The organism is Streptomyces lanatus, assembly GCF_014655715.1.
Classification (GTDB): domain Bacteria; phylum Actinomycetota; class Actinomycetes; order Streptomycetales; family Streptomycetaceae; genus Streptomyces; species Streptomyces lanatus.
Genome location: NZ_BNBM01000004.1, coordinates 171,495 through 194,805 on the forward strand (window position 1 = coordinate 171,495; position 23,311 = coordinate 194,805).

The window sequence follows — 23,311 nt, forward strand, 5'->3', positions numbered from 1 at the left end:
ACCTCAATAGTTTCAAGGTGTCAGGAGTATGAGTCCGAAGCTTCAGGATGAGGTCCTCGCCAACGCCCCCCGCCAGGGCCTTCGCATGCACCACGGCCGCGGTGGGTTCGGCACTGCGGCCGTGGGTGCGACGGGTCCTGTCCCGTAACAGGTCGTGAACCTGCTCGGTGGTGCGGTCCGTCGATGCTCTCTCTTACGCCGGCATCAGGTCGGGTCGCCCTCGTAGTCGGGCCGGATGGCGAGTTGTCCCGCTTCCCACATCTCGTGGACGCGCTTCTTGCATTCCTTGTCGGATTTCACTTCGTCCGCGAGTCGGAGACCGATCTCGTTGTTCTTCTCGTCCGCCTTGTTGTCCGCGTCGGACCCGGGGCGGCCACGCTCGTGCGCCTCGCCCATCGCCTTGGCGAAATCCTCACCCAGCCTCTTCTTGAGCAGGCACTGCCAGAACACATGGCGAATTGAGTTCTGCATTTCCGGGTCCGTCATGTGCTCGACCAACTGAAGCACCTCGACGTGCACCCCGGCCCACCTGATGATGTTCTGGGGGCGCTTGAGGAGCTCGTAGACCTCCGGGCCGGAAACGTTCTTGCCGATCAGCCAGACGTACTTGTCCAATGCGGCGGGGCCTTCTTCCAGAAGGCTCTTCTCCAATTGCGACAGAACCCGCGAGTATGCCGCCATGTTCTGCGACGTGTCCGCCAGGTTGTCGGCGATCAGCTTCGATGCGGTGAGCCCGACGCCGAAGACGAATACGCCCAGGGCGAGGAGCGGGAGCATCTCAGGAGCCATGAACGCGATCGTGGCCACACCCGCGAGCGCCGTGGCCCCGGTCTTGCCGAGATCCCGAGGTTCGAGGCCCTGCACCGCGTCGAGTTTCCGGCGGGTGTCGATGAGGGTGTCGTACACCTTGGTGCTCGGCACGGTGTTGCATTCGCACCGGAACTCGGCGCCCCTGGTGACGCTCATGGACATGGTCCAGTCGCCGGCCTGAGGGTCCTTGACCACCAGGTACCGGACCGAGTCGCCGGACATCTTGACGAGTTTTCCGTCGTCCTCGACGTCCTTGTTCAAGGAGTTCCCGTCCGGGTCCGCGAGGGTCATGACGACGCCCTCGGGGAAGTCGACCGTGCCGTCGCCCTTGGTGATGACCGAGTAGAGGAAGGGCGCGTCCTCGCCGATGGTCATGGTGTTCGTCAGGTTGAACCGTTCCACATTGCCCAGGCTGTCCAGGTCCTTGGCGGGAAGGGTGTCGACCTGGCAGTACATGCAGTCGTTCTCGCCCTTGACCTGTGCGGTGAACGCTGGGATCGGGCTCGGCTCGTTGCTGACGTCGAAGATGCCCCAGAGTCCGCCGACTCCCTTGTCCTCGATCTCCGTCGGCTCATTGAAGTACTGGCCCGCGATGAGCGCCGGCGTCTGCTTCGCGGCCGCTTTCCAGTCGTCGCTGAGGGAGAGTCCCCAGAGGCGCGAGGCGTACCGCGTGTGCCCGTCGGGCGCCCCGTCCTTCTCCTCCATGTGCCCCCAGAACCAGTCCGGTACGTCGTCGTTGTCGCGGACGTCGAATTCGCCCCAGAGTCCGAGGGCACCCTTGTCCACGATGCGGGTCGGCCGGTTGAAGTACTGCCTCTTGACCACGGCCGGGCAGTTCTGGGCGACGCTCTTCCAGTCCGCGTCGTCGGGGATGTTCCACAGCCGCGCCGAGAACTGGCGCATGCCGTTGTCCTTGGTCCCGTCGTCCTGGAACTGCAGGGGGCCGCTCGCGTGCCCCAGGAATCCGGTGGAGTCCCACAGGTAGGAACTGGCCACCGGGATCGGCGGATCCGTGACGGGCGAGGTCTCGGGGACCGGGTTTCCGGAGGCGAGGTAGAGGGCCTTGATGATGCTCTTGCCGTCTTCCCAGACGTCGTTGGAGAGTTCCCAGATGATGACGCCCTTGGCGCCGACATCCTTGAGGAACTTCAGTTTGGTGACGGCGGTGTCCGGGGTCTCGAAATAGATGTTGTGGGCGTACGAGTACTCGCCCGGAGGCAGGGGCTCCTTGAGCTTGGGCCGGGGTGTCTTCCCGTCCACCTTGATGTTCGCGTCCTTGGCATTGAGGGCATCCGGGTACTCGTCCAGGATTTCCTTGTACCGCAGCACCTTGTATCCCGGGGGCACTTCACCGGTCAGGTCGTCCGGCGCCTTGGCCGCGGCGAAGTCGTAACCGTAGACCGGGACTCCGGCCGCGATCTTGCCGCGGTCCACGCCCTGGCCCTTGCCCTGCCAGTTCATGAAGAGCGGATTCGTCCAGTACCAGAGGCAGTCCTCGACCGACAGGATCGGATTGTTCTCCACGGCGTCGCCGCCCGGGGCGTCCGAACCGGCGCCCGTCCTGGCCGCCGGCCAGTCGCCCTGCTGTTCGCGGAGATACGACTCCAGATAGACATCCGACTCACGGATCTCCGCCGTGTCCTTCCCGCGGATCTTGTGCAGGGCGGAATGCGGGCCGACCGGGGACTTGTCCCACGACCCGGTGAGGTCGTAGGTCATCACGCCGATCCAGTCGAGGTGCTCGGCCATGTCCGGGTCGTAATTGTTCCCGTACCACGAGGTACCGAAGACGGCCGCCGACACGACCTTGTCGGGCATGGCCTCCTTCAACTTCTTCGCGAACAGGGTCAGACCCCGCCCCGCGGGATGCGGCCCGTCACTCTTCAGCCGGCCGCCCTGGTCCCCCTGGCCGGGCCGGCCCCACCAGCACTCCAGGTCGAGGTCGACGCCGTCCAGACTGTTCTGGGTGACGTAGTCGACAACCTTGCGCACCGTCTGGTCGAGCTTCGGGGAAGCCGGGTTGTTCCCGATCTCCGTCATCAGGTCCAGGAACGCGAAGTCGTTCGCACCGCCCAGGGCGACCATGATCTTGGTCCCATACAGGTCCGAGGCCATGAGCACGTCCGGGAGAATGGCGCCGATCTCCCTGACCGACGCGGGGTCGAACGCCCCGGAATCCTTCTCACTGAACGTCAGGAACGCGATGATGCCGTGCGTGATGTACTGATACATCTCGCCTTTGCCGTAGTCGAATCCCTCCTTCTGCCGCCAGGTAGGGATGTAGGCAATGACGTTCGCCCGCTCGGTCGGCTTGTGCGGGGTCTGGTCGTACAGCTCGTCGAAGAATCGCCAGCCGTTGTTGTTGGGGTCTCCCACCCCCGGCTCTGAGGCCCAGAAAGCGGCACGGAAAATATTGCCCTTGTATTTGGCGACGGCTCCGGTCTGGTAACCGCTCGGCTTTTCTTCCCACTCGGAGACGTCAGGGTAATCCGACGAAAGGCCCATTGAAAGTCACTCCCCGTGTTGTGGATCAATGCACCCCACTCAATCATGGGCGACCTTGTCGGCCACAGGGCGGAATGAGCCCTTCCGGTTGCGCCTGATCGCGCCAGAACGGGGCGATGAGAATGGCCTGGAATTGATGCCCCGGAGAACATCTGGTCCACGGAGCCGGTGGTGAGAGGGGTTTGTGTCGCTGCGGTGTCGGCGGTCATTTAGCCTCGGTATTTCATGACGGCTCGTCAGTGCAACTTGGCGGGCCGTTTTCGGCGTGTTGGGTTGATGCTGGGCAGCGTGAGGGCCCAGCTGTCGTGTCGGGTGGACGCCGGGTTCCACGGCTCCGGCGGGGTGGCGCTGCCCGCGGGGAGGGAAGGGAACGTGCTGGGCAGGTGGGTTTCGGTAGGGCTTGGAGCCGGTCCAGGGCCTCGATGATCACATCGCTCCATGACCAGGGGTGGGTGGGGCGGAGGGTGCGGCGGCGGTGACCAGTTGGGCGGTGGTGGAGTCAGCCAGATCTGGTTCTGCGCCATGTCGCGGAGCGGGAGGTTGCGTAGGCTCGTGGCAAAGCACGCCAAACGCTTGCGCTGTCACCTCCAGTCCGGCTCGACGCACTCCTCACCAGCTGCGACGCGCACCGTACGTCGTGCAGCGGCTCAAACGAGGTCCGCCGCCGCGGTTGACCTCCTGGCAGTCGGTGACACTGCAGGCCTTCGAATTGGCTCACCACGGGGAAGCCTGCGCAAAGACCATTCGCGAGGCCTCGCCCACCTCGTTACGAGCCGGTCCAGGTGAAGACGCTGCCGGTCCCTCCCGTCCGGACCGGCCGCCAGTCAGGCAGCACCGAAGGACAGGCCGCACCGTTACTGCGGCCCGGTATCAACACCACCGCATCCGGTGGCGGGCGAAGCAGGGCGGCTTCAGGTTCCGGGATCGCGTAGCTCGTCGGGGAGGCTTTGACAGAACTCAAACGCCATTCCCAATGGCATGGAGATCATTACCCGACTGCATGCATAGCGCAACCATGTAGGCCCCCGGCCCTCCGGAGCGCTACCGCTCCGCCGACCTGATCGGCAGCAGCGTCATGGGTTTTCTCGTTACTCCACAGCGTGGCCGATGAGTTTGTGGCTCCCGGCCGGTCCAAGCTCGTGACACCTAGGAAAGGACACCGTCATGTCGGAGCTTCTCGTCGACTTCATCACCTCCCTCGACGGCTACGCATCGGGAGAGGGATGGCCCGGGTTCTGGGGCCTCGAGGGCCCGGAGTACCTCGCCTGGCTCGGCAAGCAGCCCGAGGCCACCTACCTGATGGGAGCGAACACCTACCGCCTGATGTCGGGCTTCGCCGCAGGGGAGGTCCCGAGTGGCCAGGACGAGTTCAGGCCCGAAGAAGAGGCGTCCGTCGACGAGCTCACGCAGGCGTCCAAGGTGGTGTTCTCCTCCTCACTCGAGGAGCCACTGACGTGGGCCAACTCCACGCTCGTCCGCGACGACGCCGTCGAGACGGTCCGCGCCATGAAGTCGAGCGGCTCCGGGCTCCTCAGCACGATCGGCAGCCTCAGCCTGTGCCGGTCCTTGCTACGAGCCGGACTCGTCGACCGCTTCCGGGTCGTGATGTTCCCGGTGATCACCGGGGCCACGGGCGAAGAACGCATCTACGACGGCTATCCGGACGTTGCCCTCGAGATGATCGAGCACCACACCTTCGACGGCAGCATCCAACTGGTCGAGTACAAGCCCCGTGTGCTCGAGCACCCGCCGCTCGGCGCCCCTGCGTGACGTCGCCCCGTCCGCCGGTCTGGTCGGCCGCCGGGCCGGCGCCGGCGGGCGCGGAGCAAGACCTCATAGGGGGCACGGAGCCAGTGATCATGTTGGTGTCGAAGTCGGCTGATCACGAAGAGGTCCAGCGCCTGTTCTGCTCGTCTTCGCCGATCCTTGCCGTCCTGACCGAGCTGAGTCCGCTCGACGACCGCGGCATCGGGCCTATGCGCGCCCGTCTCGAGCGCGTCCCTGACCCGCGCTCGCGCCGCGGCCGTCGGTATCCCCTGCTCAGCGTGCTGCTTATCTGCTCGTGCGCGGTGGTCTCCGGCGCGCGGCCCCTCGAGGAGATCGCCGGGTGGGGCCAGTGCGCTGCCGTCGGCCTGCTGGCACGGAGGGCGGTGCCGCCCCTCCGGCCGCTGCCGTACACCTCTCACCCCACCCTCACCCGGATCCTGTCCGCCGACGACGGCGACACCGCGCGAGACCGTCTAGCCGAGCCCCGACACTCACCTGTGCGACGAGGCCCGGGAATTCGGGGACATGTCCATGCCTGCAAATCCATGGCTTCAGGCCGGACGAACGTGCACGTGGGCCGCCACAGCCGCTATTGGAGAGTCCTTGCACTATCAGCGATATGCGTGACCGGAGGGAGATTTCCGCCTCCGCTGTTCATGCTCTGCTGTTCATGACCGCTGTTTCCGCCCCAGAACGGATCACCCGCCCGAGGCAATGGCGAAGCCGAGCCCCCGGCCGGGCCCGGTCGGCTGTCCAAATCCGCTTGGGCGAACGGGCAGCCAACGGGCAAGCGGCAGTTACCAGTCGGGCAGTGTCCTCCCACACGACCGAACCCTTCACCACGTCGTCCTGGGATTCCCTTCCCCGGAAGCGGTCAAATTCGGGCATGAAGTCCCCCTGGCGGACCTGGCCGATCTGCTCAGTTGCCATGTAGAAATTTGGCCACCGAAGTCCGAAAGGGCCGGGCTCCGAAAAGCGGGCCCAGGGGGCGGACTTCGGGACAGAGCCGGCGCGGGCGACAACGCGCGGAGCCGTGAAGCGGAGGTGTTGCTGTGGGCGCCGAGGAACGAAGACGCAGGATTCTCCAAGCGGCGCGCCGTGCCGGATCGGTGGACGTCGGACGGCTCGCCGTGGAACTCGGGGTCTCCAAGGAGACCGTGAGGCGCGACCTGAACCTGCTGGAGGGGCACGGACTGGTCCGGCGTACGCACGGCGGTGCCCATCCCGTGGAGAGCGCGGGGTTCGAGACGACACTCTCCTACCGCGCCACCCTGCACATCGCCGAGAAGTCACGAATCGCCGCCGCCTCGGCCAAGCTGCTCGGCGATGCCGGGACCGTCTACATCGACGAGGGCTACACCCCGCAGCTCGTCGCCGCCGCGCTACCCCGCGACCGTCCGCTGACCGTCGTCACCTCCTCGCTGGCCACCGCGGGAGACCTGGTGTGCGCACAGAACATCACCGTGCTGCTGCTCGGCGGCCGCGTGCGCGGCGGAACACTGGCCACGGTCGACCACTGGGCCACCCGTATGCTGTCCGGCCTCGTCATCGACCTGGCGTACGTCGGCGCGAACGGCATCTGCCGTGAGTACGGACTCACCACCCCCGATCCATCGGTCGGCGAGGTCAAGTCCCGGGTTCTCCAGGCCGCCAGGCGCCGGGTCTTCTGCGGGGTCCATGTGAAGTTCGGTGCCGTGAGCTTCTGCCGCTTCGCCGATGTCACGCAGTTCGAAGCGATCGTCACCGACGCCGGACTCAGCGCTTCTGAGGCACACCGCTACTCACTGCTGGGCCCAGAAGTCATCCGGGTCTGAGCCGCGGTTCATCTCCGCAACCCATCCCATCCCGCCCCCGCCCAGGCCTCGCACCGCAGGTCCGGGGCCTGGTTCCGCATACCCGCACACCCTCGAAACACACCCCTGGAGTCAGTCATGCGCACACGAAGAATGATCCATGTCGTCGCCACGGCGGCGGCCGCGAGCTCCCTGCTGGTCGCCTGCAGCGGAGCGGGCGGCTCCTCCGGCTCCGGTGGCGGCGACGGCAAGAGCATCAACGTGCTGATGGTCGGCAACCCGCAGATGGAGGACATCGCGAAGCTGACCAAGGACACCTTCACGAAGGACACCGGCATCAAGGTGAACTTCACGGTCCTGCCCGAGAACGAGCTGCGCGACAAGGTCACCCAGGACGTCGCCACCCAGGCAGGCCAGTACGACGTCGCCACGATCGGCGCCTACGAGGTGCCCATCTGGGAGAAGAACGGCTGGCTGCACGAACTCAGCTCCTACGCCGACAAGGACGCGAGCTTCGACAAGGCCGACCTGCTCAAGCCGATGGTCACGTCCCTCTCCGGCTCCGATGGCAAGCTCTACGCCCTGCCGTTCTACGGCGAGTCCTCGTTCCTGATGTACAACAAGGACGTCATGGAGGCGAAGGGCATCAAGGTGCCCGAGCGTCCGACCTGGCAGCAGATAGCCGACATCGCGGCGAAGGTGGACGGCGCGGAGCCGGGCATGCGGGGCATCTGTCTGCGCGGGCTGGCCGGCTGGGGCGAACTCGGCGCGTCGCTGACGACCGTGGTGAACACCTACGGCGGGACCTGGTTCACCAAGGACTGGAAGGCGCAGGTCAACTCACCCGAGTTCAAGAAGGCGGCGAACTTCTACGTCGACCTGGTCCGCAAGCACGGCGAGGCGGGGGCGGCGCAGGCCGGGTTCACCGAGTGCCTGAACGCCATGAGCCAGAAGAAGGTCGCGATGTGGTACGACGCGACCAGCGCGGCCGGGTCGTTGGAGGACCCGAACTCCAGCAAGATCGCAGGGCGGGTCGGCTACGCCTACGCGCCGACGGCCGAGACCAAGAGCAGTGGCTGGCTGTGGAGTTGGGCGTGGGCCATGCCGAAGACCACGAAGAACGCCGACGCCGCGTCGAAGTTCATGCTGTGGGCGTCCAGCAAGGAGTACGAGAAGACGGTCGGCGAGAAGCTCGGCTGGTCGCGCATCCCGGCCGGCAAGCGGGTCAGCACGTACGAGCTCCCGGAGTACCAGAAGGCCGCCGCGTCGTTCGGTGACATCACCCTGAAGTCGATCGAGCAGGCCGACCCGGCCAACCCGGGTGTGCAGCCGAGGCCGACCGTGGGCGTCCAGTACGTGGCCATCCCCGAGTTCCAGGACCTGGGCACCAAGGTCACCCAGGAGATCTCCGCCGCCATCGCCGGCAAGACCAGCGTGGACAAGGCGCTCGACGACGGCCAGAAGCTCGCCGAGGAAGTCGCCAAGAACTACCAGTGACCGTCAACGCCCGGCCGACGGCTCCGCCGGCCGGGCCCGTTCTCCCCGTCCCGGCCGTCACTGGCAGAGGAAGCCTCCATGACCACGCTCACCGCACCCCCCAGGACCGCACCACCGCCCAGCCACAGGCGCACACCCGCCGGCGCCGGCAAGTGGCGCCGCCGTATCCCGCTGCTTCCGGCGCTCATCTTCACCATCGTCGTCACCCAGCTGCCGTTCGTCGCCACGCTCGTCATCTCCACGCTCCAGTGGAACGTCCTCAAGCCGGGCGAGCGGCACTTCGTCGGCCTGTCCAACTTCAAGTTCGTCTTCACCGACGAGCGGCTGCGCACGGCGGTGCTCAACACCGTCGTACTCACCGCGTCGGTGGTCCTCATCAGCGTGCTGCTCGGGCTGGGCCTGGCGATGCTGCTCGACCGCCGGTTCCTAGGCCGCGGTCTGGCCCGGACGATGCTCATCGCACCGTTCCTGGTGATGCCGGTCGCCGCGGCGCTCCTGTGGAAGCACGCCATCTACAACCCCGACTACGGCCTGCTCAACGGCACCCTGAACGCCGTATACCGCCTGTTCGGCGCGGAGAACGGCCCCACGATCGACTGGGTGTCCTCGTACCCCATGCCCGCCGTGGTGCTGTCTCTGGTCTGGCAGTGGACGCCGTTCATGATGCTCATCATCCTGGCCGGTCTTCAGGCGCAGCCCGGTGACGTCCTGGAGGCGGCCCGCGTCGACGGGGCGTCGGCGATGGCGACCTTCCGCTTCATCACGCTGCCGCATCTGCGCCAGTACCTCGAACTGGGCATCCTGCTCGGCACGATCTATGTCGTGCAGACCTTCGACGCGGTCTACACCATCACCCAGGGCGGCCCCGGCTCCCGCACCACCAACCTGCCCTACGAGATCTACCTGACCATGTTCCGCAAGTACGAGTACGGCCAGGCGGCCGCCGCCGGCGTGGTCGTCGTACTCGGCTCGATCGTGATCGCGACCTTCGCGCTGCGCACCATCGCATCGCTGTTCCGCGAGGAGGTGTCCCGATGACCACTCACGCGGCCCTCCCCGCGCCCGGCGCGAGACTCAAGAAGGCTCTCCGGCGCCGCGACGACCACGGCGGCACACCCCGGCTGTCCCCGCTGTGGACGTTCGTCGCCTGGCTCGCCACGCTGGCGTTCTTCGCGCCCGTGGCGTGGATGGTGCTCACCTCCTTCCACCAGGAGGCGGACGCGGCGACCAACCCGCCCAGCCCTCTGGCGCCGGTCACCTTCGACCAGTACAAGCTGCTGTTCAGCCGGGACATCACGCCGTTCCTGCTCAACTCGACCATGGCCAGCGTCATTTCGACACTGCTCGTGCTCGTCCTGGCGGTGCCGACGGCGTACGCGCTGTCCATCAAGCCGGTCGAGAAGTGGACGGACGTGATGTTCTTCTTCCTGTCCACCAAGTTCCTGCCCGCGATCGCGGCCCTGCTGCCGGTGTACCTGATCGTCAAGGACGCCGGAATGCTGGACAACGTGTGGACGCTGATCATCCTCTACACCGCCATGAACCTGCCGATCGCGGTGTGGATGATGCGTTCGTTCCTCGCCGAGGTGCCCAGGGAGATCCTGGAGGCCGCCGAGGTCGACGGCGCCGGCCTGCCGACCGTGCTGCTGCGGATCGTCGCGCCGGTCGCCATGCCGGGCCTCGCCGCGACCTCGCTGATCTGCTTCATCTTCAGCTGGAACGAGTTCATGTTCGCCGTCAACCTCACGGCGACCAACGCGTCGACCGCGCCGGTCTTCCTGGTCGGCTTCATCACCAGCGAGGGTCTCTTTCTGGCCCGGCTGTGCGCCGCCGCGACTTTGGTCTCTCTGCCGGTGCTCATCGCCGGTTTCGCCGCCCAGGACAAACTTGTCCGCGGCCTCTCGCTGGGAGCGGTCAAATAACTCACGGCTCACCGAATTCGGTGAACGGTCGGCGGGGGCGGACGCCCGGCGTCGCCACATCGCGCCACCGAGCCATACGCATCCCGAACCCGGCGTCGCGTCATGCGCGCTCAGCGCCCCCACACATCCGGCCCACCACCACGCCACTCGATCAGCGCGGACCGCCGCACATACTCAGGATCCGCCTCCTCCACACCCACCCGGAACAAAAACTCGGCGACGTCCACAAGCCCGTACGCCATACCCAGAAAACGATCACCGGCGCGGACACGCCGCCCGCCGTCATCGGCGGGCGGGTAGACGACGACGGGCTGCGCACTGGCCATGGCACCAGGGTGCGGTGCGGGGCACTGCCCCGCATGCGGGGCAGCACGCCAGCCACGGAAGCCGCTGGCCGCCCCGCCCTCCCGCCAGCCGCCGCGGGCATCCGGCGGCTAGCGAGCCACCGCGTCCGCCCCCGCCTGCGCGAACTTCTCATCCAGTACGCCCGACGGAGCTCCCGCGACTCCGATACCGGCGATCGGCGCATTGCCGGCGGTGACGGGGACGGCACCGGCCAGGAACAGCGTGCCGGGGATGTCCTTCAGGGTCGGGGTCTGCTGCAGGCGCCCGGCCAGCTCGGAGGTGGGGGCGTTCCAGGAGACGGCGGTGTAGGCCTTGCGCTCGGCGGACTCGTAGGACTGCGGGCCGGCGCCGTCGCCACGCAGGGTGACGATCGTGTTGCCGTTGCGGTCGACGACGGCGACGCTGACGCGCTGCTTCTCCTTCTCGGCGGCATCGAGCGCGGCCTGCGCGGCCTTCGTCGCGGCATCGACCGTGAGGTGCGTGGAAGTGGTGGTCGCCCGGTCCGGGACCGAGGCGGCGGCCGGGGCGGCAGCTGCCGTGGGCGGCGCGGCGGGTGCCGAGGCGTTCGCGGTGACCGCGCCGAAGCCCGCCACCGCGACGACGGCGAGCACACCGCCGCCGACGGCGACACGGACACGGCGGGAGAACTTCTTGCGCACGGGGTTCATGGGTCGGTCGACTCCTTCGAGGGGGCGGGCGGCCCGGTTGCCGCCCGCTTCGTCCGCTGTCCACCCTCGGCCCACGACCGGGCCCGCACCGTCGGTGTTCCGGCTGCCCCGCGGGCGCGGGACGGACGACACCGGGGTCATCCGAACGGTTGACCCCCGTGCCCCTCCCACGGGGCCACAATGGAGGTGTTTGCCCAGTTCAGCGCCCAGCAGGGAAGAAAGGCGGCCCCGCATGGGGAACGGGAACCGGTCGCACGAACCGGACACCGTGGACACCCGGTGGCTCGGCGCCGTGATGCACGCGGCGTTCTTCCTGCTGCTCGGCGGCGCGCTCGCCCGCTTCCTGCTGCGCCACCCCGGTGAACCCCGCACGCCCTGGATCATCGCCCTGTGCGTGGTGCTCGCCCTGCTGCACCTGATGGGCCCGAAGGCCGGAGACGACTCCAGCCCCCGACTCGCACGTCGGCCCGCCGTGTGGCTGGCCCCGGTCACCGTCGTATGGATGGTGCTGGTGGTACTCGCACCCAGTTTCGCCTGGTGCGCGGTGCCCCTCTTCTACACCGGTCTGCGGACCCTCCCGCCGCGCGCCGCACTGGCACTGGTGACGGTCCTGACCGTGTTCGTCGTCGCCGCACAGGTCCAGCTCGCCGGTCGCTTCGACCCCAACCTGGTCCTCGCGCCGCCGGCCGTCGCCGCCCTCGCCACCGCCGTCTTCCTCCAGGGCGAACGCCACACCGCGCGTCAGCGCGCCCTGATCGACGACCTGATCCGCACCCGCCAACAACTCGCCGCCTCCGAACGCCGCGCAGGCACGCTCGCCGAACGCCACCGGCTCTCCATCGAGATCCACGACACCCTCGCGCAGGGCCTGTCCAGCCAGCAGATGCTGCTCCAGGCCGCGGACCGGGTCTGGGACACCGAACCCGCGAAAGCCCGCACCCATGTGCGCACCGCCGCCTCCGTCGCCGCACACAACCTCGCCGAGGCCCGGCGCTTCGTCCACGACCTGGCCCCCGCCGACCTCACCGACGGCGGCCTCGAACGGGCACTGCGCACGCTGGCCGCACGCGAATCCGGAGCGCACCTCACCGTGCGCGTCCACACCGACGACGGCAGCCGCCTCCCCCACCTGCCCGACCGTGTCCAGTCGGCCCTGCTGCGCATCGCCCAGGGCGCCCTGGCCAACGTCCGCGAACACGCCGGGGCCCACAGCGCCGCGCTCACCCTCACCGTCCTGGACGACACGGCAGTCCTGGACATCTCCGACGACGGCCACGGCTTCGACCCCGACACACTCCCCCGCACCCCCGGGCGCGGGCACGGACTGCCCGCCATGCGCGCCCGGCTGCGCGCCCTCGGCGGCACCCTCACCGTGGAATCCACGCCCGGCGAAGGCACCGTCCTGTCTGCCGCCGTCCCCCTGGAGACGCCCCGATGACCGCCGACCGCACCCCCGTACGCATCCTCGTCTGCGACGACCACACCGTCGTACGCGCCGGACTCCTCGCCCTTCTCGACAGCGCCCCCGACATCGAAGTCGTCGGCCAGGCCGGCACCGGCGAGGAAGCCCTCGCACTCACCGCGAAGCTCACGCCCGACGTCGTCCTGATGGACCTCCAACTCGGCGAAGGCATCGACGGCGTCGAGACCACCCGCCGCCTCACCACCTCCCCCAACCCCCCACACGTCCTGGTCCTGACCACCTACGACACCGACGCCGACATCACCCGCGCCATCGAAGCAGGCGCCACCGGCTACCTCCTCAAGGCCGAACGCCCCGACGACCTCTTCACCGCCATCCACGCCGCCGCCCAAGGACACACCACGCTCTCCGCCCCCATCGCCGGCCGCGTCATGGCCAACCTCCGCAGCCCCCGCCCCACCCTCACCGACCGCGAACGCGACATCCTCACCCACCTCGCACACGGCCACACCAACCGCCACATCGCCCGTGCCCTGTTCATCAGCGAGGCCACCGTCAAAACCCACCTCAACCGCATCTACAACAAACTCGGCGTCAACACCCGCACAAAAGCCGTAACAACCGCCCACCAACAACGACTACTCCCCTAGGAGATCGCCTCAACCGGCGGCCGGGCTCATTGGCTCGGGTGGGCCGGGATCCCATGGTTCACGGGGCAGGAATCGTGGGGGCGGGCGGCGGTGACGCCGGTGAAAGAAGTGCCCCACTCGTCGGGCCTAGAAATGCACGGCTTCGCCGGCGAGGCAGAACCCAATGCAACCAGTCAGGCCAGACCGAGCTGAGGACAGCCGACCCCATATACGGCCGCCCCTATCCCGAAACACGAAGACTGGGTTGTCTACATCATCTGCCACTCAGGGAGCTGTGACTTCTTGGCGCCGGAGAGAATGCATGCCCGCAATTGGGGTCGATCGATGATTTGAGTTGAACACGGCCCCAGAGAGCCACTAATGAGGTTCACGTCATCTGTCGGGTGTGGCGAAAGGCCGGGGACGGTCCTTGTCGCGCCGCTGAGGGAAACCCACTCGATCATGCTGACCAGTAACAGGACGCATCAGGCCGCGAGCGGTGATTCTTCACCTCACCATCGCCTGCAGATATGGGTACCACCACGGATGGACGCCCATGGCACTCAGCGTCACCCTGTGGCGAAGAGGCAGGTTGTCGCCGACAGCGAGGCAGCGGGCCATCGACACAGAGGAGGCGTGGGACCTGTGGCTCGTCGTGGAAGGCCGGTTGCCTGCCCCACAAGGGTCCCGTGCGCCTGAACCGCTCTGGGTGGATGGTCGGCGTCCCGTCACGCGGGGCTGCCTGGCCAAGACTGCGAGCTTGACGTCCAGGATGCGCAGTCGGCGGCGAGGAGGGCGGTACATGAAACACAGCAAAGTCGGCGCGGTGATGACGGGCAACGTCATCAAGGCGTCATGCGATGCCTCCTTCAAAGAGGTCGCTCATCCCCTCCACGAGCACCGCATCAGCGGCCTGCCTGTTGTCGACGACGACGAGACGGTCATCGGTGTGATCTCCGAAACGGACCTTCTGGCCCGCCAGGTCGAGGCCCGACGACCCCTACCGTCCGCCACGTCGCTTTCTCTGGCCTCGTATCAGCTCCGCCTCACGCCGGCGCAGGATCAAAGCCATGCGCGTACCGCAAATCAGCTGATGTCCTGCCCCGTTGTCACCATCGGCGTCGAACGTCTGCCAGTGGTGGATGCCAAGCAGCATGTGGTGGGCATCGTCACGCGTCATGATCTCCTGCAGATCTTCCTTCGGGCGGATGGCGACATTCTCCGCGACGTCATGGACGAAGTCCTCGTCCGCACCTTGTTCTTGCGTCCGCAGGCAATCAGCATCATGGTGCGAGAGGGCGTAGTGACATTGGCCGGAGAACTCGAGCACCGATCCGATGCCGAGATCGGCGTGCGCACTGCTCACCAGGTCGACGGTGTGGTCGCCGTCGACAACCGACTCACCTTCCGTCTCGACGACGCACAGGTGCGGCTCGGCGACCCGGGCCAGCGCGGCGTAGCGGATGAGTGGCTGCGAAGACTCTGACGGGAAGGTACTGGGCGATTGATCTGATCAGGGAGACCGATTAGCGATCAAGAACTGCGACTGCCGTTTCTGTCCTGGTCGGCGTTCTCAGAGGTAGCTTGGTTGAGCAGCCCTTTCGAGGAGGGTGATTCGATGCCGTGGTTCGTATGGCTGCTTGCCGCCGGGGTGTTGGGTGCCGCGGAGTTCTTCACTTTCACGCTGGTTTTCGGGCTGCTGGCGGGCGCTGCGCTGGTTGCCGCCGTAGTCGCTGGTGTGGGCATCGGGCTTCTCGGCCAGCTCGTGGCGCTCGGCGTGGCAGCGGCAGCGGGTCTCGTCATCATCCGTCCGATCGCGCTGCGGCAAATGGCACAGCAACCCCTCATCCGCGACGGCAGTGACGCGCTGATCGGCAAGCGGGCCGAGGTCATGCAGGAGGTCACCGCGACCCACGGTCTGATCAAACTCGCCGGCGAGGAGTGGTCCGCCCGCGCCCTCGACGAGAGCCTTGTGATCCCGGTGGGAGCGTCGGTCGATGTGATGGAGATCGAAGGCGCCACGGCCATCGTCTACCCCCGCGAACTCCTTCCCTGAACGGCTGAACACACAGCAACGGAGGCACTGTGGATCCAGTTGTCATCCCCATTCTTGTGGCGGCCATTGTCGTCGTCTTCCTCGTGGCCTCCGCTGTGCGGATCGTCCCCCAGGCGCGCCGCTACAACGTCGAGCGGTTCGGCCGGTATCGCCGGACCTTGCAACCCGGCCTGAACCTGGTCGTGCCGGTGGCGGACCGCATCAACACCAAACTCGACGTGCGCGAGCAGGTCTATTCGTCCGACCCCAGGCCGGTCATCACCGAGGACAACCTCGTGGTGAATATCGACACCGTGCTCTACTACCAGATCACGGACCCGCGGGCGGCGGCCTACGAGGTCGCTGACTACCTCCAGGCGATCGATCAGCTCACCGTGACCACGCTGCGCAACGTCATCGGCAGCATGGACCTGGAGGAGACGCTCACCTCGCGCGAGGAGATCAACTCCCGGCTGCGCGCCGTACTCGACGATGCCACCGGCAAGTGGGGCATCCGCGTCAACCGCGTCGAGATCAAGGCCATCGATCCACCGCACACCATCAAGGAGGCGATGGAGAAGCAGATGCGGGCCGAGCGTGACAAGCGCGCGGCCATCCTGCACGCCGAAGGGGAGCGGCAAGCCAAGATCCTCACCGCGGAAGGCACGAAGCAGAAGGACATCCTGGAGGCGCAGGGCACGCAACAAGCCATGATCCTGCGGGCGGACGGGGAGGCCAAGGCCGTGGAGCTCGTCTTCCAGGCGGTGCATCGCAACAATGCCGACCCGAAGGTCCTGGCCTACAAGTACCTTGAGACGCTCCCGCACTTGGCGAGCAGCGACAACAACACGTTCTGGGTGATCCCGGGGGAGCTGACCGAGGCAGTCCGGACCGTCACCAGTGCGTTCGGTGATCAGTCGACGGCGGGCTCTCCCCCACCGGCGCAACCCGGGGAAACGGCCCCGACCGACGAGTCGCACAAGAGCCTGACTCCGGAACTCGACACCGGCTCCACGGCTTCCCTCGCCGCCGCGACGGCTGCCGACGAGGCCGAGAAACAGGCCGCCGCCGCGGTGAGCGACGCCAAGGCAGAAGCCAAGGCCGCGATGTCGCCGCAGGTGCCGCGCAGGGAGCAGCCATCCGCCGATTGACCCTGGGCCCTCCCCGGATCCAGCTCACCTGCCTCGATGACGCGAGCAGCCCGATCATGGAACGGCTCCGTGATGACCTCGGCGCGCCACCAGACGTTGCCGTGCACGAGGACCCCGACCGGACGACCGGACGCGGCTACTACACGGGCATGTGCTTCAAGATCTATGCCGGTGTTGAAGACCACGGCGTGGAAGTCGCCGACGGCGGCTTCGTCGACTGGAGCCAACTCCTCACCGGCAACCGTAAGGAACGCCTTCTGATCAGCGGCTTCGGCGTCGATCGAATCACTGAAACCCTGACCGCACCGACCAAGAGCGACCCGCCTCCACCGCAATAGACAGCCAGGCAGCTAGCCGTCCTTCCGCAGGGGCCCTCACGCGAGGAGTTCGGCGAGTTGGGCCATCTCGGTGGGTGGGTCGATCACCGGTTGGATGAGGAGTTCATCGACGCCTGCCTGTTCCAGGGCGGTGATGCGGGTGTGCAGGTCGTCGCGGGTGCCGACGAGGGCCAGGCTGTTCATCAGCGAGGGCAGGATCAGGTCCCGGTCCTGTGGTGCGATGCGTCCGAGGTAGTTGGGGTAGAGCTTGGTGTACCGGTCCGGCGCGGTGGCGGTGGTGCCACGCCGGTCGAGGAGTTGTCGCACCGCCTTGCGTTCGTCGGGGCCGAGTTGCCCGGCGAAGGCGGGGGTGTCGGCGGCGAAGTCCAGGAGCGACATGACGAGATGGCCTGTCGTGTCCCGGGCCGCGTCGCTGTCGGCGTCCTCGTGGTCGCGCAGCAGGTGGAGCGCGGTGACCACGTAGGAGTACGCGTGGGAGTCGGTGTCGTGGGCGGCCCGGCGACGGGCGTCGTGCAGCGCGTGCCAGGCGGTGGGATCGAGCAGGCCGAAGGAGATGAGACCGGCGCTGCGGCGGCCCGCGACGGCGGCGGCCTTGGGCCCGAGCGCGGCCACGACGAACTCGATCGGATGCGTGGTGTTCACATGCGCCCCGGCGTGCAGGAACCGGATGTCGCGGACCCGGTCTCCTTCGCGGTACTCGGTCGGGCGTCCGGCACTCAGATCCTGCAGTGCCGCGGTGAAGTCCTCCAGCGCGGCTGCCGTGGACGGCTGCATTCCCAGGGTGCGCCGAGCGGTGTTCCCGGTGCCGACCCCGCAGATGATCCGGCCCGGTGCCAGGGCGTTGAGGCTGGCGAACCCGCTCGCCGAGGCCGGAGCCGAGCGCAACGCCGGTGAGGTCACACCGATACCGAGCCGGATACGGCGCGTGGCCTTCGCACACAGACTCAACGCCACGAAGGGGTCACCGTGGACCATCGGGGTGTCATTGACCCAGAAGCTGTGCAGGCCCAACTCCTCGGCCTGCACGGCGAGTTCCTCCACACCGGGCTGCGCGGCGACCACGATGCCTGCACGCATCAAGCCTCCAACCTACGAGGATCGGATCGGGCCTGCCCATGCTGTCAGGTCCCAGGGCTCAAGCCCATCGGCACCCAGATCGGGATGAACAGCCGGACGCCGGTGTCGGTCGAACAACTGCTGGTTGATCGTGGGTGGGGTCGGCGTTGTTTGATCCGCGCTGTCCAGAGGCGTTTTGATGGCGTGGCCGACCGAGGGAAGCCCCTTGGTTGATCGGCCGTCTCCATCCAGCGGGTGTCGCCCCGTCTCTCCCTCCGGGCCCTTCGTGAGGAATCTCCATGCCTGATCAAGATCGTCTCTACGTCCGTACGCCCGAGTTCGCGCGGGTGGCCGAGCGGATCGCGCACGTGACCGCGCTGACGTCGCGGCTCAATGTGCTGCCGTTCGACGACACGACCGCTCGCGCGGCGCTGTTGGCCGAGATCGTCGGCAAGCCGGTCCCCGACTCCGTCACCGTCTATCCGCCCTTCTACACCGACCACGGGCTGGGCATCGCCTTCGGTGAGCGCGTCTTCGTCAACCAGGGCTGTACCTTCCTCGACCAGGGCGGCATCCGGCTGGGCGACGGGGTTCTGATCGGCCCGAAGACCAACCTCATCTCCTCCGACCACCCCCTCCCGGCGTCCGAGCGGCGCGATTTCATCACACGGGCGCCGATCACGATCGAAGCGGATGCGTGGCTCGGCGCGGCGGTCACCGTTCTCCCCGGCGTCACGATCGGACGTGGTGCCGTGGTCGGCGCCGGGGCCGTCGTCACGAAGGACGTACCCCCCAACACCCTGGTGACCGGACCGGCCGCGTTCGAACGCAAACGGTGGATCGACTGAGCGCCCGGCTGCCCCGGGCCGGCTCTGGGGTTTCCGACCAGGCCCCGGGGCCGGTGGTCATCGTGGTCACGCCTACCGAGGGCGCGTGGCTCAGGGGATGGGGATCGGCGAAGGCGGTTTGGTGACGGCGAAGGCGAATGTCGTCTTGATCGAGGACAGTGATGGGAGGGTCCGCAGTTCTCGCCGTACGAGATCTTCGTAAGCGGCGAAGGAGTCGATGACGATCTTGACGAGGTAGTCGTCATCGCCGGCGAGCAGGTACGCCTCGACCACCTCGGGAATCGAGCGGATCTTCTCCTCAACGGCGTCGACGACCTCCGAGGTATGTGCGAGGAGCGTCATCCGTACGAAGGCCGTGATCGACAGCCCGAGCGCGTCCTGGGAGAGCATCGCGGCGTAGCCGCTGATCACGCCGCTCTCCTGCAGGAGCCGTACACGCCGCAGGCAGGGTGACGGTGAGAGGCCCACGCGATCCGCCAGCTCCTGATTGGTGAGTCTGCCGTCTCGCTGGAGTTCGAGGAGGATGTGCCGGTCGATGTCGTCCATAGTCACCACGTAGCAGATTCTGCCACAGAAGACCGATCGAGCGGCAGGATTCGCAATCGCCTGCTACCCCCACCTTCCTAGGATTGCTCACCGCGAAGCAACGCTGGAAGGAGCTGGTCATGGGCAATCAGGTGCATTCAAGGCTGATGGGAGTGGCCGCTCTCGTGGCCGCGGTTGTTCTGTGGTCCTCGTTCGCCCTGACGGTCAGGGGGATCGGTTCGTCGAGCCTCACCTCGATCGACGTGGCGTTTCTCCGCTTCGCGACACCCGTCGTCATCCTGGCGCCATGGCTTCCGCGCACCGTCCGCGCGCTCCGTCACGAACGGATGGGTGTCCTTCTCATGCTCGGCATCGGTGGACTGCCGCACTTTCTGCTCTCCGCACTCGGCGGACGCCTGACCTCCGCCGCGCTCATCGGTCTCCTCATCCCCGGCACGGTCCCGCTGTTCGTCGCCGTGATCGTGTACCTCAGATGGCGAGAACGGATCTCTCCCCGCCAGCTGATCGCCCTGGCCACGATCACCGCGGGCATCGCAGCGACCGCGATACAGACGACGTCCACCGCGACGACCACGGGCATAGGTGTTCTCCTCACCGCCGGATGCGCCTGGGCCATCTACACGATCGGGCTGCGCCGGACGGGGCTCGGTCTTACCGGCGTCGTCCTCGCCGTCTGCACTCCCGCCACGATCGCAGCTGCCCTGCTGGCCGCCTCCTCCGCCATGCCCTCACACCTGATGACCGGCACGGTTGCCACCTCCGACGTTCTGCTCTTCACCGGCCTCCAGGGCATCGGGACGGGACTGCTCTCGACCCTGTGCTACGCCTACGCGGTGCGTGCGCTCGGCAGCACCCTCACGGCAACAGCCGGCGCGATCAGCCCTGTCCTGACAGCACTCCTCGGCATCCCCCTCTTCAACGAGCCCATCACTCCAGGAGTGAGCGCCGCGCTCACCCTCATCGTCACCGGTGTGATGGTTTTCAACACTGCGCCGCGCCATCGTGAAAACGGAGCGAAGCGTCCGTCGCCCGGGTGGAGGGCACTTGACCGAACCCGCACCCTGACGAGTGGGACGCCGCCGAGCAGTCCAGCATCAACGAGCGAAGTGGCCTGACAGTCGGCGACATTGGTCGATCTCGGCGAGCACCCGGTTCACATGCGGACGCACCTGTGCCCGCAGCGCGTCGCTCCAGCTCTCCTCGGAATAGCCGCAGTTGAGATAGAGCTGCCTGGCGTGCTCGAGGGCGGGGCGGTGCTCGGGCGGGAGCCGGGCGAGGGCCCAGTCGGCCGCGGCGTCCTTCGACCTGATCTGGCCGGTGGCGAGCGTGGTCCAGATGCGGGCGAAGGTCAGCAGGACGTTACGGGTGTCGCCGTCCAGGTCGTCGAGCAGGGTGGGGATGCCCGCCACACTGGCCAGGATCAGGTCGGTGTGTGGGACGGGGGCGAGGACCTTCGCCGGGCGCGGGCCGGTGAGGGGGTGATTGCCGGCCAGCGTCATCGTGATCAGCAGGGCCAGATCGGACATCGGCTCCGGACGGGGGACCTCCCCGGCCTCGTACTCGGCGCGCAGCCACTCGCCGTACAGGAAGTCGCACGTCGGCGGGTACCGCCACGGCCGGACCTCGGACTGGACGACCACGGTGAGCTCGACCGGGCGGAGGCTGTCACCGGAGCCGGACATCCCGAGCAGCCTGCCGAGGAGCGTTCGTCGCTGCCGCTCGTCCATCCGCCGCCGGGAGACAACCAGCACGTCCAGGTCGCTGGCGGGCCTGAGGCCGCCGAGCACGGCGGACCCGTGGAGGTAGGTGCCGATGACTGCCGGGCCCAGGACACCATCGACCAGCTTCACGATCTGCTGTATCTGATCCACTGCTCCAGTGTCTCGTTGCGGAGGTGACGCGCAATGAAGTCGCGCCAGGACGCGAGGGCTTCGGGCTTGGTCTCCGCATGGGAGCCCGCGTAACCGATCAGTTGCTTGTCGTGTGATCCGAGTGCCTCGAAGAGGGCCAGTTGGCCCGCTCTGGGGAAGACCTCGTCGTACCACTGGACGTGGAAGAGAGCGGGCGCGGTGATCCGCCGCGCGTCTGCTACGACGCGTTGCGGCACGTTCAGGCCGACGGGCATGCCGGGCCCTTGCCGGAGGCCGAACTTGCCGAGGACCACGCACCGGATTTGGTCCCCCAGGGCAGCCGCCAACGGGAGGCCGAAGCGCGTCCCCATGGACATGCCCAGGTAGGCGAGGTTTGTGGCATCCACGATGCCGAGGGTCCCGAGAGACCCCACGACCGTCCGCCAGTCGTCCGTCATCCGGTCGAGCACGACTTCGACGCCCTCTTCGACGATGCGCGACTGGTAGTCGGCGGCCGACAACGCACCACGGACCCGGTCGCCGTGGTACGGCCCATCGATCGCGAGCGAGGCAACTCCCACACGTGACGCGAACCAGCAGGCCAGACCACTCACTCGCGCACTCCTCTTGTGCCCGCTACCGCCGTGCCCCAGCAGAACCACAGCAGGAGGCGACACAGAAGGCGAAGGCGGCAGCCAGAGCACACCCGGAACAACGCCCGCCCTGCGCGATAAACGGAACGCTGTCTCCCGGACGCCTTCATCCACCACGCGCCGGCCGGTCCACTCCACGGTGCCCTGCACGCAGTCAGCCAACCAACCTCCCACGTCGCTCTGACCGGCGGGTGGTCGGTGCGGCACGGGACTCGCGGGCCGTGCCGCACCGATTGGTTCTTCAGCCAGTAGTTGTTACGCCGGGTCGATGCGGGAGACGCTGCCTCCCAGGTCGAGCACGTACAGCTCGCCGTTGCCTCCCTGGGCGAACGAGACGACCTGGCCGCCGTCGACTCCGAGGTCGCTCACGCCGGTCACGTCGCCGTTCTCCATCTGCAGAGCGCGGACGGTGCCGTCGCAGTAGTCGCTGAACACGTACTGGCCCACGAGGTCCGGGATGGCCTTGCCTCGGTAGACGTAGCCTCCCGTCACCGAGCAGCCCAGCCCATTGCGGTCGTACTCGTGGATCGGCGGTACGTGGTTCGCGGGCTCCGTGCCGCCCCGGAAGGGGTGGTTGCCCTCCATCTGGGACCAGCCGTAGTTCTCGCCGCCCTTGCTGGTCGCCGGGGCCCAGTCGATCTCCTCCCAGGCGTTCTGCCCGACGTCCCCGATGAGCAGGTCGCCCGTGCCTGTGTCGAAGGAGAACCGCCACGGGTTGCGCAGGCCGTACGCCCAGATCTCGTCCTTCGCGTTCGGGTCGTCCACGAACGGGTTGTCCGACGGGATCGCGTACGGCTTGCCGCCGCTCGGGTCGATCCGCAGCAGCTTGCCCAGCAGTGTGTCGAGGTTCTGGCCGTTGCCGTGCGGGTCGCCGCCGGAGCCGCCGTCGCCGAGGGCGATGTAGAGGTAGCCGTCGGGGCCGAACGTGATGTCGCCGCCGTTGTGGTTCGCGTAGGGCTGTGTCTGGGTGAGGACGGTGCGCCGGGTGTCCGGTTGGATCTCGCCGTTGCGCACGGCGAACTCGTCCACAGTGCTGGTGCCTTGGAGGTTCGTGAACGAGATGTAGAAGTGCGCGAACTCGTTGTCGAACGCGATGCCTAACAGGCCGCGTTCGCCGTCGGTGGTGGTCTCGCTCGTGATGTCGAGGACGGGCTCGCCGAGCCCCTGATCGCCCAAGGCCCTTACTGTGCCTGCGCGTTCGGCTATCCAGACCGTGCCGTTGGGACCGGCGGTGCCGGCGGTCGGGTTCTGGGCCGTGGCCACTTTCTTGAGTACGACCTTCGCTGCCTGACGTGGGGCAGCGGGCTCGTCGGCGGACGCCGTGGTCAAGGCGAGGGAAGCGACGAGGCAGAGGGTGCCGATGATCGCCGAGCTTCTTGTGCGAACTTTCACCGTGATCCTCCTTGAGGCGGCGCACGGGGTGTCGTCCACGCCGGTACGCGACCTGGGGGGTGGGGGGATGGTGGTGCACTACT

The 23,311-nt window shown here is 67.4% G+C and carries 22 protein-coding genes; 14 read left to right on the top strand and 8 right to left on the bottom strand.

The window, feature by feature from the left end:
* Nucleotides 1–204: 204 nt before the first annotated feature.
* Nucleotides 205–3,315 (bottom strand): glycoside hydrolase family 18 protein, encoded by a 3,111-nt coding sequence (locus tag IE325_RS12785; RefSeq protein WP_190069950.1) that lies wholly within the window; start codon nucleotides 3,313–3,315, stop codon nucleotides 205–207.
* Nucleotides 3,316–4,479: 1,164 nt separating this feature from the next.
* On the opposite strand from IE325_RS12785, the gene IE325_RS12790 reads away from it, so the two are divergent.
* The 6 genes from IE325_RS12790 (at nucleotide 4,480) to IE325_RS12815 (ending at nucleotide 10,294) form a co-directional block, all read left to right on the top strand.
* Nucleotides 4,480–5,085, top strand: a complete 606-nt coding sequence (locus tag IE325_RS12790; protein ID WP_190069951.1) for a dihydrofolate reductase family protein — start codon at nucleotides 4,480–4,482, stop codon at nucleotides 5,083–5,085.
* Between the two features lie 206 nt (nucleotides 5,086–5,291).
* A complete protein-coding gene (locus IE325_RS47020) occupies nucleotides 5,292–5,756 on the top strand; it encodes a transposase family protein (RefSeq protein ID WP_350894645.1) in 465 nt (154 codons plus the stop codon).
* 378 nt (nucleotides 5,757–6,134) lie between these two features.
* The gene (locus IE325_RS12800) at nucleotides 6,135–6,896 is read left to right on the top strand and encodes a DeoR/GlpR family DNA-binding transcription regulator (RefSeq protein ID WP_190069953.1); all 762 of its coding nucleotides are present in this window, start codon (nucleotides 6,135–6,137) and stop codon (nucleotides 6,894–6,896) included.
* A gap of 117 nt (nucleotides 6,897–7,013) precedes the next feature.
* Nucleotides 7,014–8,372, top strand: coding sequence for an ABC transporter substrate-binding protein (locus tag IE325_RS12805; RefSeq protein WP_229911796.1), 1,359 nt, complete (start codon nucleotides 7,014–7,016; stop codon nucleotides 8,370–8,372).
* Between the two features lie 78 nt (nucleotides 8,373–8,450).
* Nucleotides 8,451–9,410: a carbohydrate ABC transporter permease gene (locus IE325_RS12810; RefSeq protein ID WP_190069954.1), complete on the top strand. Its 960-nt coding sequence runs from the start codon at nucleotides 8,451–8,453 to the stop codon at nucleotides 9,408–9,410.
* Nucleotides 9,407–10,294 carry a carbohydrate ABC transporter permease gene (locus tag IE325_RS12815; RefSeq protein ID WP_190069955.1) on the top strand — a complete coding sequence of 296 codons (888 nt, stop codon included), beginning with the start codon at nucleotides 9,407–9,409 and terminating at the stop codon, nucleotides 10,292–10,294. The genes IE325_RS12810 and IE325_RS12815 overlap by 4 nt, the downstream gene beginning before the upstream one ends.
* Nucleotides 10,295–10,404: 110 nt before the next feature.
* Here the strand turns inward: IE325_RS12815 and IE325_RS12820 are convergent, their stop codons facing one another.
* Both IE325_RS12820 and IE325_RS12825 read right to left on the bottom strand, forming a co-directional pair.
* Nucleotides 10,405–10,620 carry a hypothetical protein gene (locus IE325_RS12820; protein ID WP_190069956.1) on the bottom strand — a complete coding sequence of 72 codons (216 nt, stop codon included), beginning with the start codon at nucleotides 10,618–10,620 and terminating at the stop codon, nucleotides 10,405–10,407.
* A 108-nt stretch (nucleotides 10,621–10,728) separates the two neighbouring features.
* Complete coding sequence (locus IE325_RS12825; protein WP_190069957.1) at nucleotides 10,729–11,307, bottom strand: GlcG/HbpS family heme-binding protein; 579 nt, start codon at nucleotides 11,305–11,307, stop codon at nucleotides 10,729–10,731.
* Nucleotides 11,308–11,539: 232 nt separating this feature from the next.
* On the opposite strand from IE325_RS12825, the gene IE325_RS12830 reads away from it, so the two are divergent.
* From IE325_RS12830 to IE325_RS12855, 6 genes are all read left to right on the top strand, one after another.
* The gene (locus tag IE325_RS12830) at nucleotides 11,540–12,745 is read left to right on the top strand and encodes a sensor histidine kinase (protein WP_190069958.1); all 1,206 of its coding nucleotides are present in this window, start codon (nucleotides 11,540–11,542) and stop codon (nucleotides 12,743–12,745) included.
* The gene (locus IE325_RS12835; protein WP_190069959.1) at nucleotides 12,742–13,380 is read left to right on the top strand and encodes a response regulator; all 639 of its coding nucleotides are present in this window, start codon (nucleotides 12,742–12,744) and stop codon (nucleotides 13,378–13,380) included. The genes IE325_RS12830 and IE325_RS12835 overlap by 4 nt, the downstream gene beginning before the upstream one ends.
* A gap of 781 nt (nucleotides 13,381–14,161) precedes the next feature.
* A complete protein-coding gene (locus tag IE325_RS12840; protein WP_190069960.1) occupies nucleotides 14,162–14,845 on the top strand; it encodes a CBS domain-containing protein in 684 nt (227 codons plus the stop codon).
* Nucleotides 14,846–14,977: 132 nt separating this feature from the next.
* Nucleotides 14,978–15,415, top strand: coding sequence for an NfeD family protein (locus tag IE325_RS12845; RefSeq protein WP_190069961.1), 438 nt, complete (start codon nucleotides 14,978–14,980; stop codon nucleotides 15,413–15,415).
* Between the two features lie 29 nt (nucleotides 15,416–15,444).
* The gene (locus IE325_RS12850) at nucleotides 15,445–16,545 is read left to right on the top strand and encodes an SPFH domain-containing protein (RefSeq protein WP_190069962.1); all 1,101 of its coding nucleotides are present in this window, start codon (nucleotides 15,445–15,447) and stop codon (nucleotides 16,543–16,545) included.
* A 56-nt stretch (nucleotides 16,546–16,601) separates the two neighbouring features.
* Nucleotides 16,602–16,883 (top strand): ATP phosphoribosyltransferase regulatory subunit, encoded by a 282-nt coding sequence (locus tag IE325_RS12855; RefSeq protein ID WP_190069963.1) that lies wholly within the window; start codon nucleotides 16,602–16,604, stop codon nucleotides 16,881–16,883.
* A 36-nt stretch (nucleotides 16,884–16,919) separates the two neighbouring features.
* Here the strand turns inward: IE325_RS12855 and IE325_RS12860 are convergent, their stop codons facing one another.
* Nucleotides 16,920–17,960 carry an LLM class flavin-dependent oxidoreductase gene (locus tag IE325_RS12860; RefSeq protein ID WP_190069964.1) on the bottom strand — a complete coding sequence of 347 codons (1,041 nt, stop codon included), beginning with the start codon at nucleotides 17,958–17,960 and terminating at the stop codon, nucleotides 16,920–16,922.
* 278 nt (nucleotides 17,961–18,238) lie between these two features.
* On the opposite strand from IE325_RS12860, the gene IE325_RS12865 reads away from it, so the two are divergent.
* Nucleotides 18,239–18,787: a DapH/DapD/GlmU-related protein gene (locus IE325_RS12865; RefSeq protein ID WP_190069965.1), complete on the top strand. Its 549-nt coding sequence runs from the start codon at nucleotides 18,239–18,241 to the stop codon at nucleotides 18,785–18,787.
* Between the two features lie 90 nt (nucleotides 18,788–18,877).
* Here the strand turns inward: IE325_RS12865 and IE325_RS12870 are convergent, their stop codons facing one another.
* Complete coding sequence (locus IE325_RS12870) at nucleotides 18,878–19,333, bottom strand: Lrp/AsnC family transcriptional regulator (protein ID WP_190070330.1); 456 nt, start codon at nucleotides 19,331–19,333, stop codon at nucleotides 18,878–18,880.
* 119 nt (nucleotides 19,334–19,452) lie between these two features.
* Between IE325_RS12870 and IE325_RS12875 the strand changes: the two genes are divergently transcribed.
* The gene (locus IE325_RS12875) at nucleotides 19,453–20,448 is read left to right on the top strand and encodes a DMT family transporter (RefSeq protein ID WP_190069966.1); all 996 of its coding nucleotides are present in this window, start codon (nucleotides 19,453–19,455) and stop codon (nucleotides 20,446–20,448) included.
* On the opposite strand, the gene IE325_RS12880 is transcribed toward IE325_RS12875, so the two are convergent.
* The 3 genes from IE325_RS12880 to IE325_RS12890 all read right to left on the bottom strand — a co-directional run bounded on the left by IE325_RS12880 (nucleotide 20,428) and on the right by IE325_RS12890 (nucleotide 23,228).
* Entirely contained in the window at nucleotides 20,428–21,204 is a 777-nt protein-coding gene (locus IE325_RS12880; protein WP_190069967.1) for an aminoglycoside adenylyltransferase family protein, read from the bottom strand. The two genes, IE325_RS12875 and IE325_RS12880, sit on opposite strands and share 21 nt — an antisense overlap.
* Nucleotides 21,180–21,797 carry a dienelactone hydrolase family protein gene (locus tag IE325_RS12885; protein WP_190069968.1) on the bottom strand — a complete coding sequence of 206 codons (618 nt, stop codon included), beginning with the start codon at nucleotides 21,795–21,797 and terminating at the stop codon, nucleotides 21,180–21,182. Before IE325_RS12885 ends, IE325_RS12880 begins: the two co-directional genes overlap by 25 nt.
* Nucleotides 21,798–22,091: 294 nt before the next feature.
* Entirely contained in the window at nucleotides 22,092–23,228 is a 1,137-nt protein-coding gene (locus tag IE325_RS12890; RefSeq protein ID WP_190069969.1) for a PQQ-dependent sugar dehydrogenase, read from the bottom strand.
* Nucleotides 23,229–23,311: the final 83 nt, after the last annotated feature.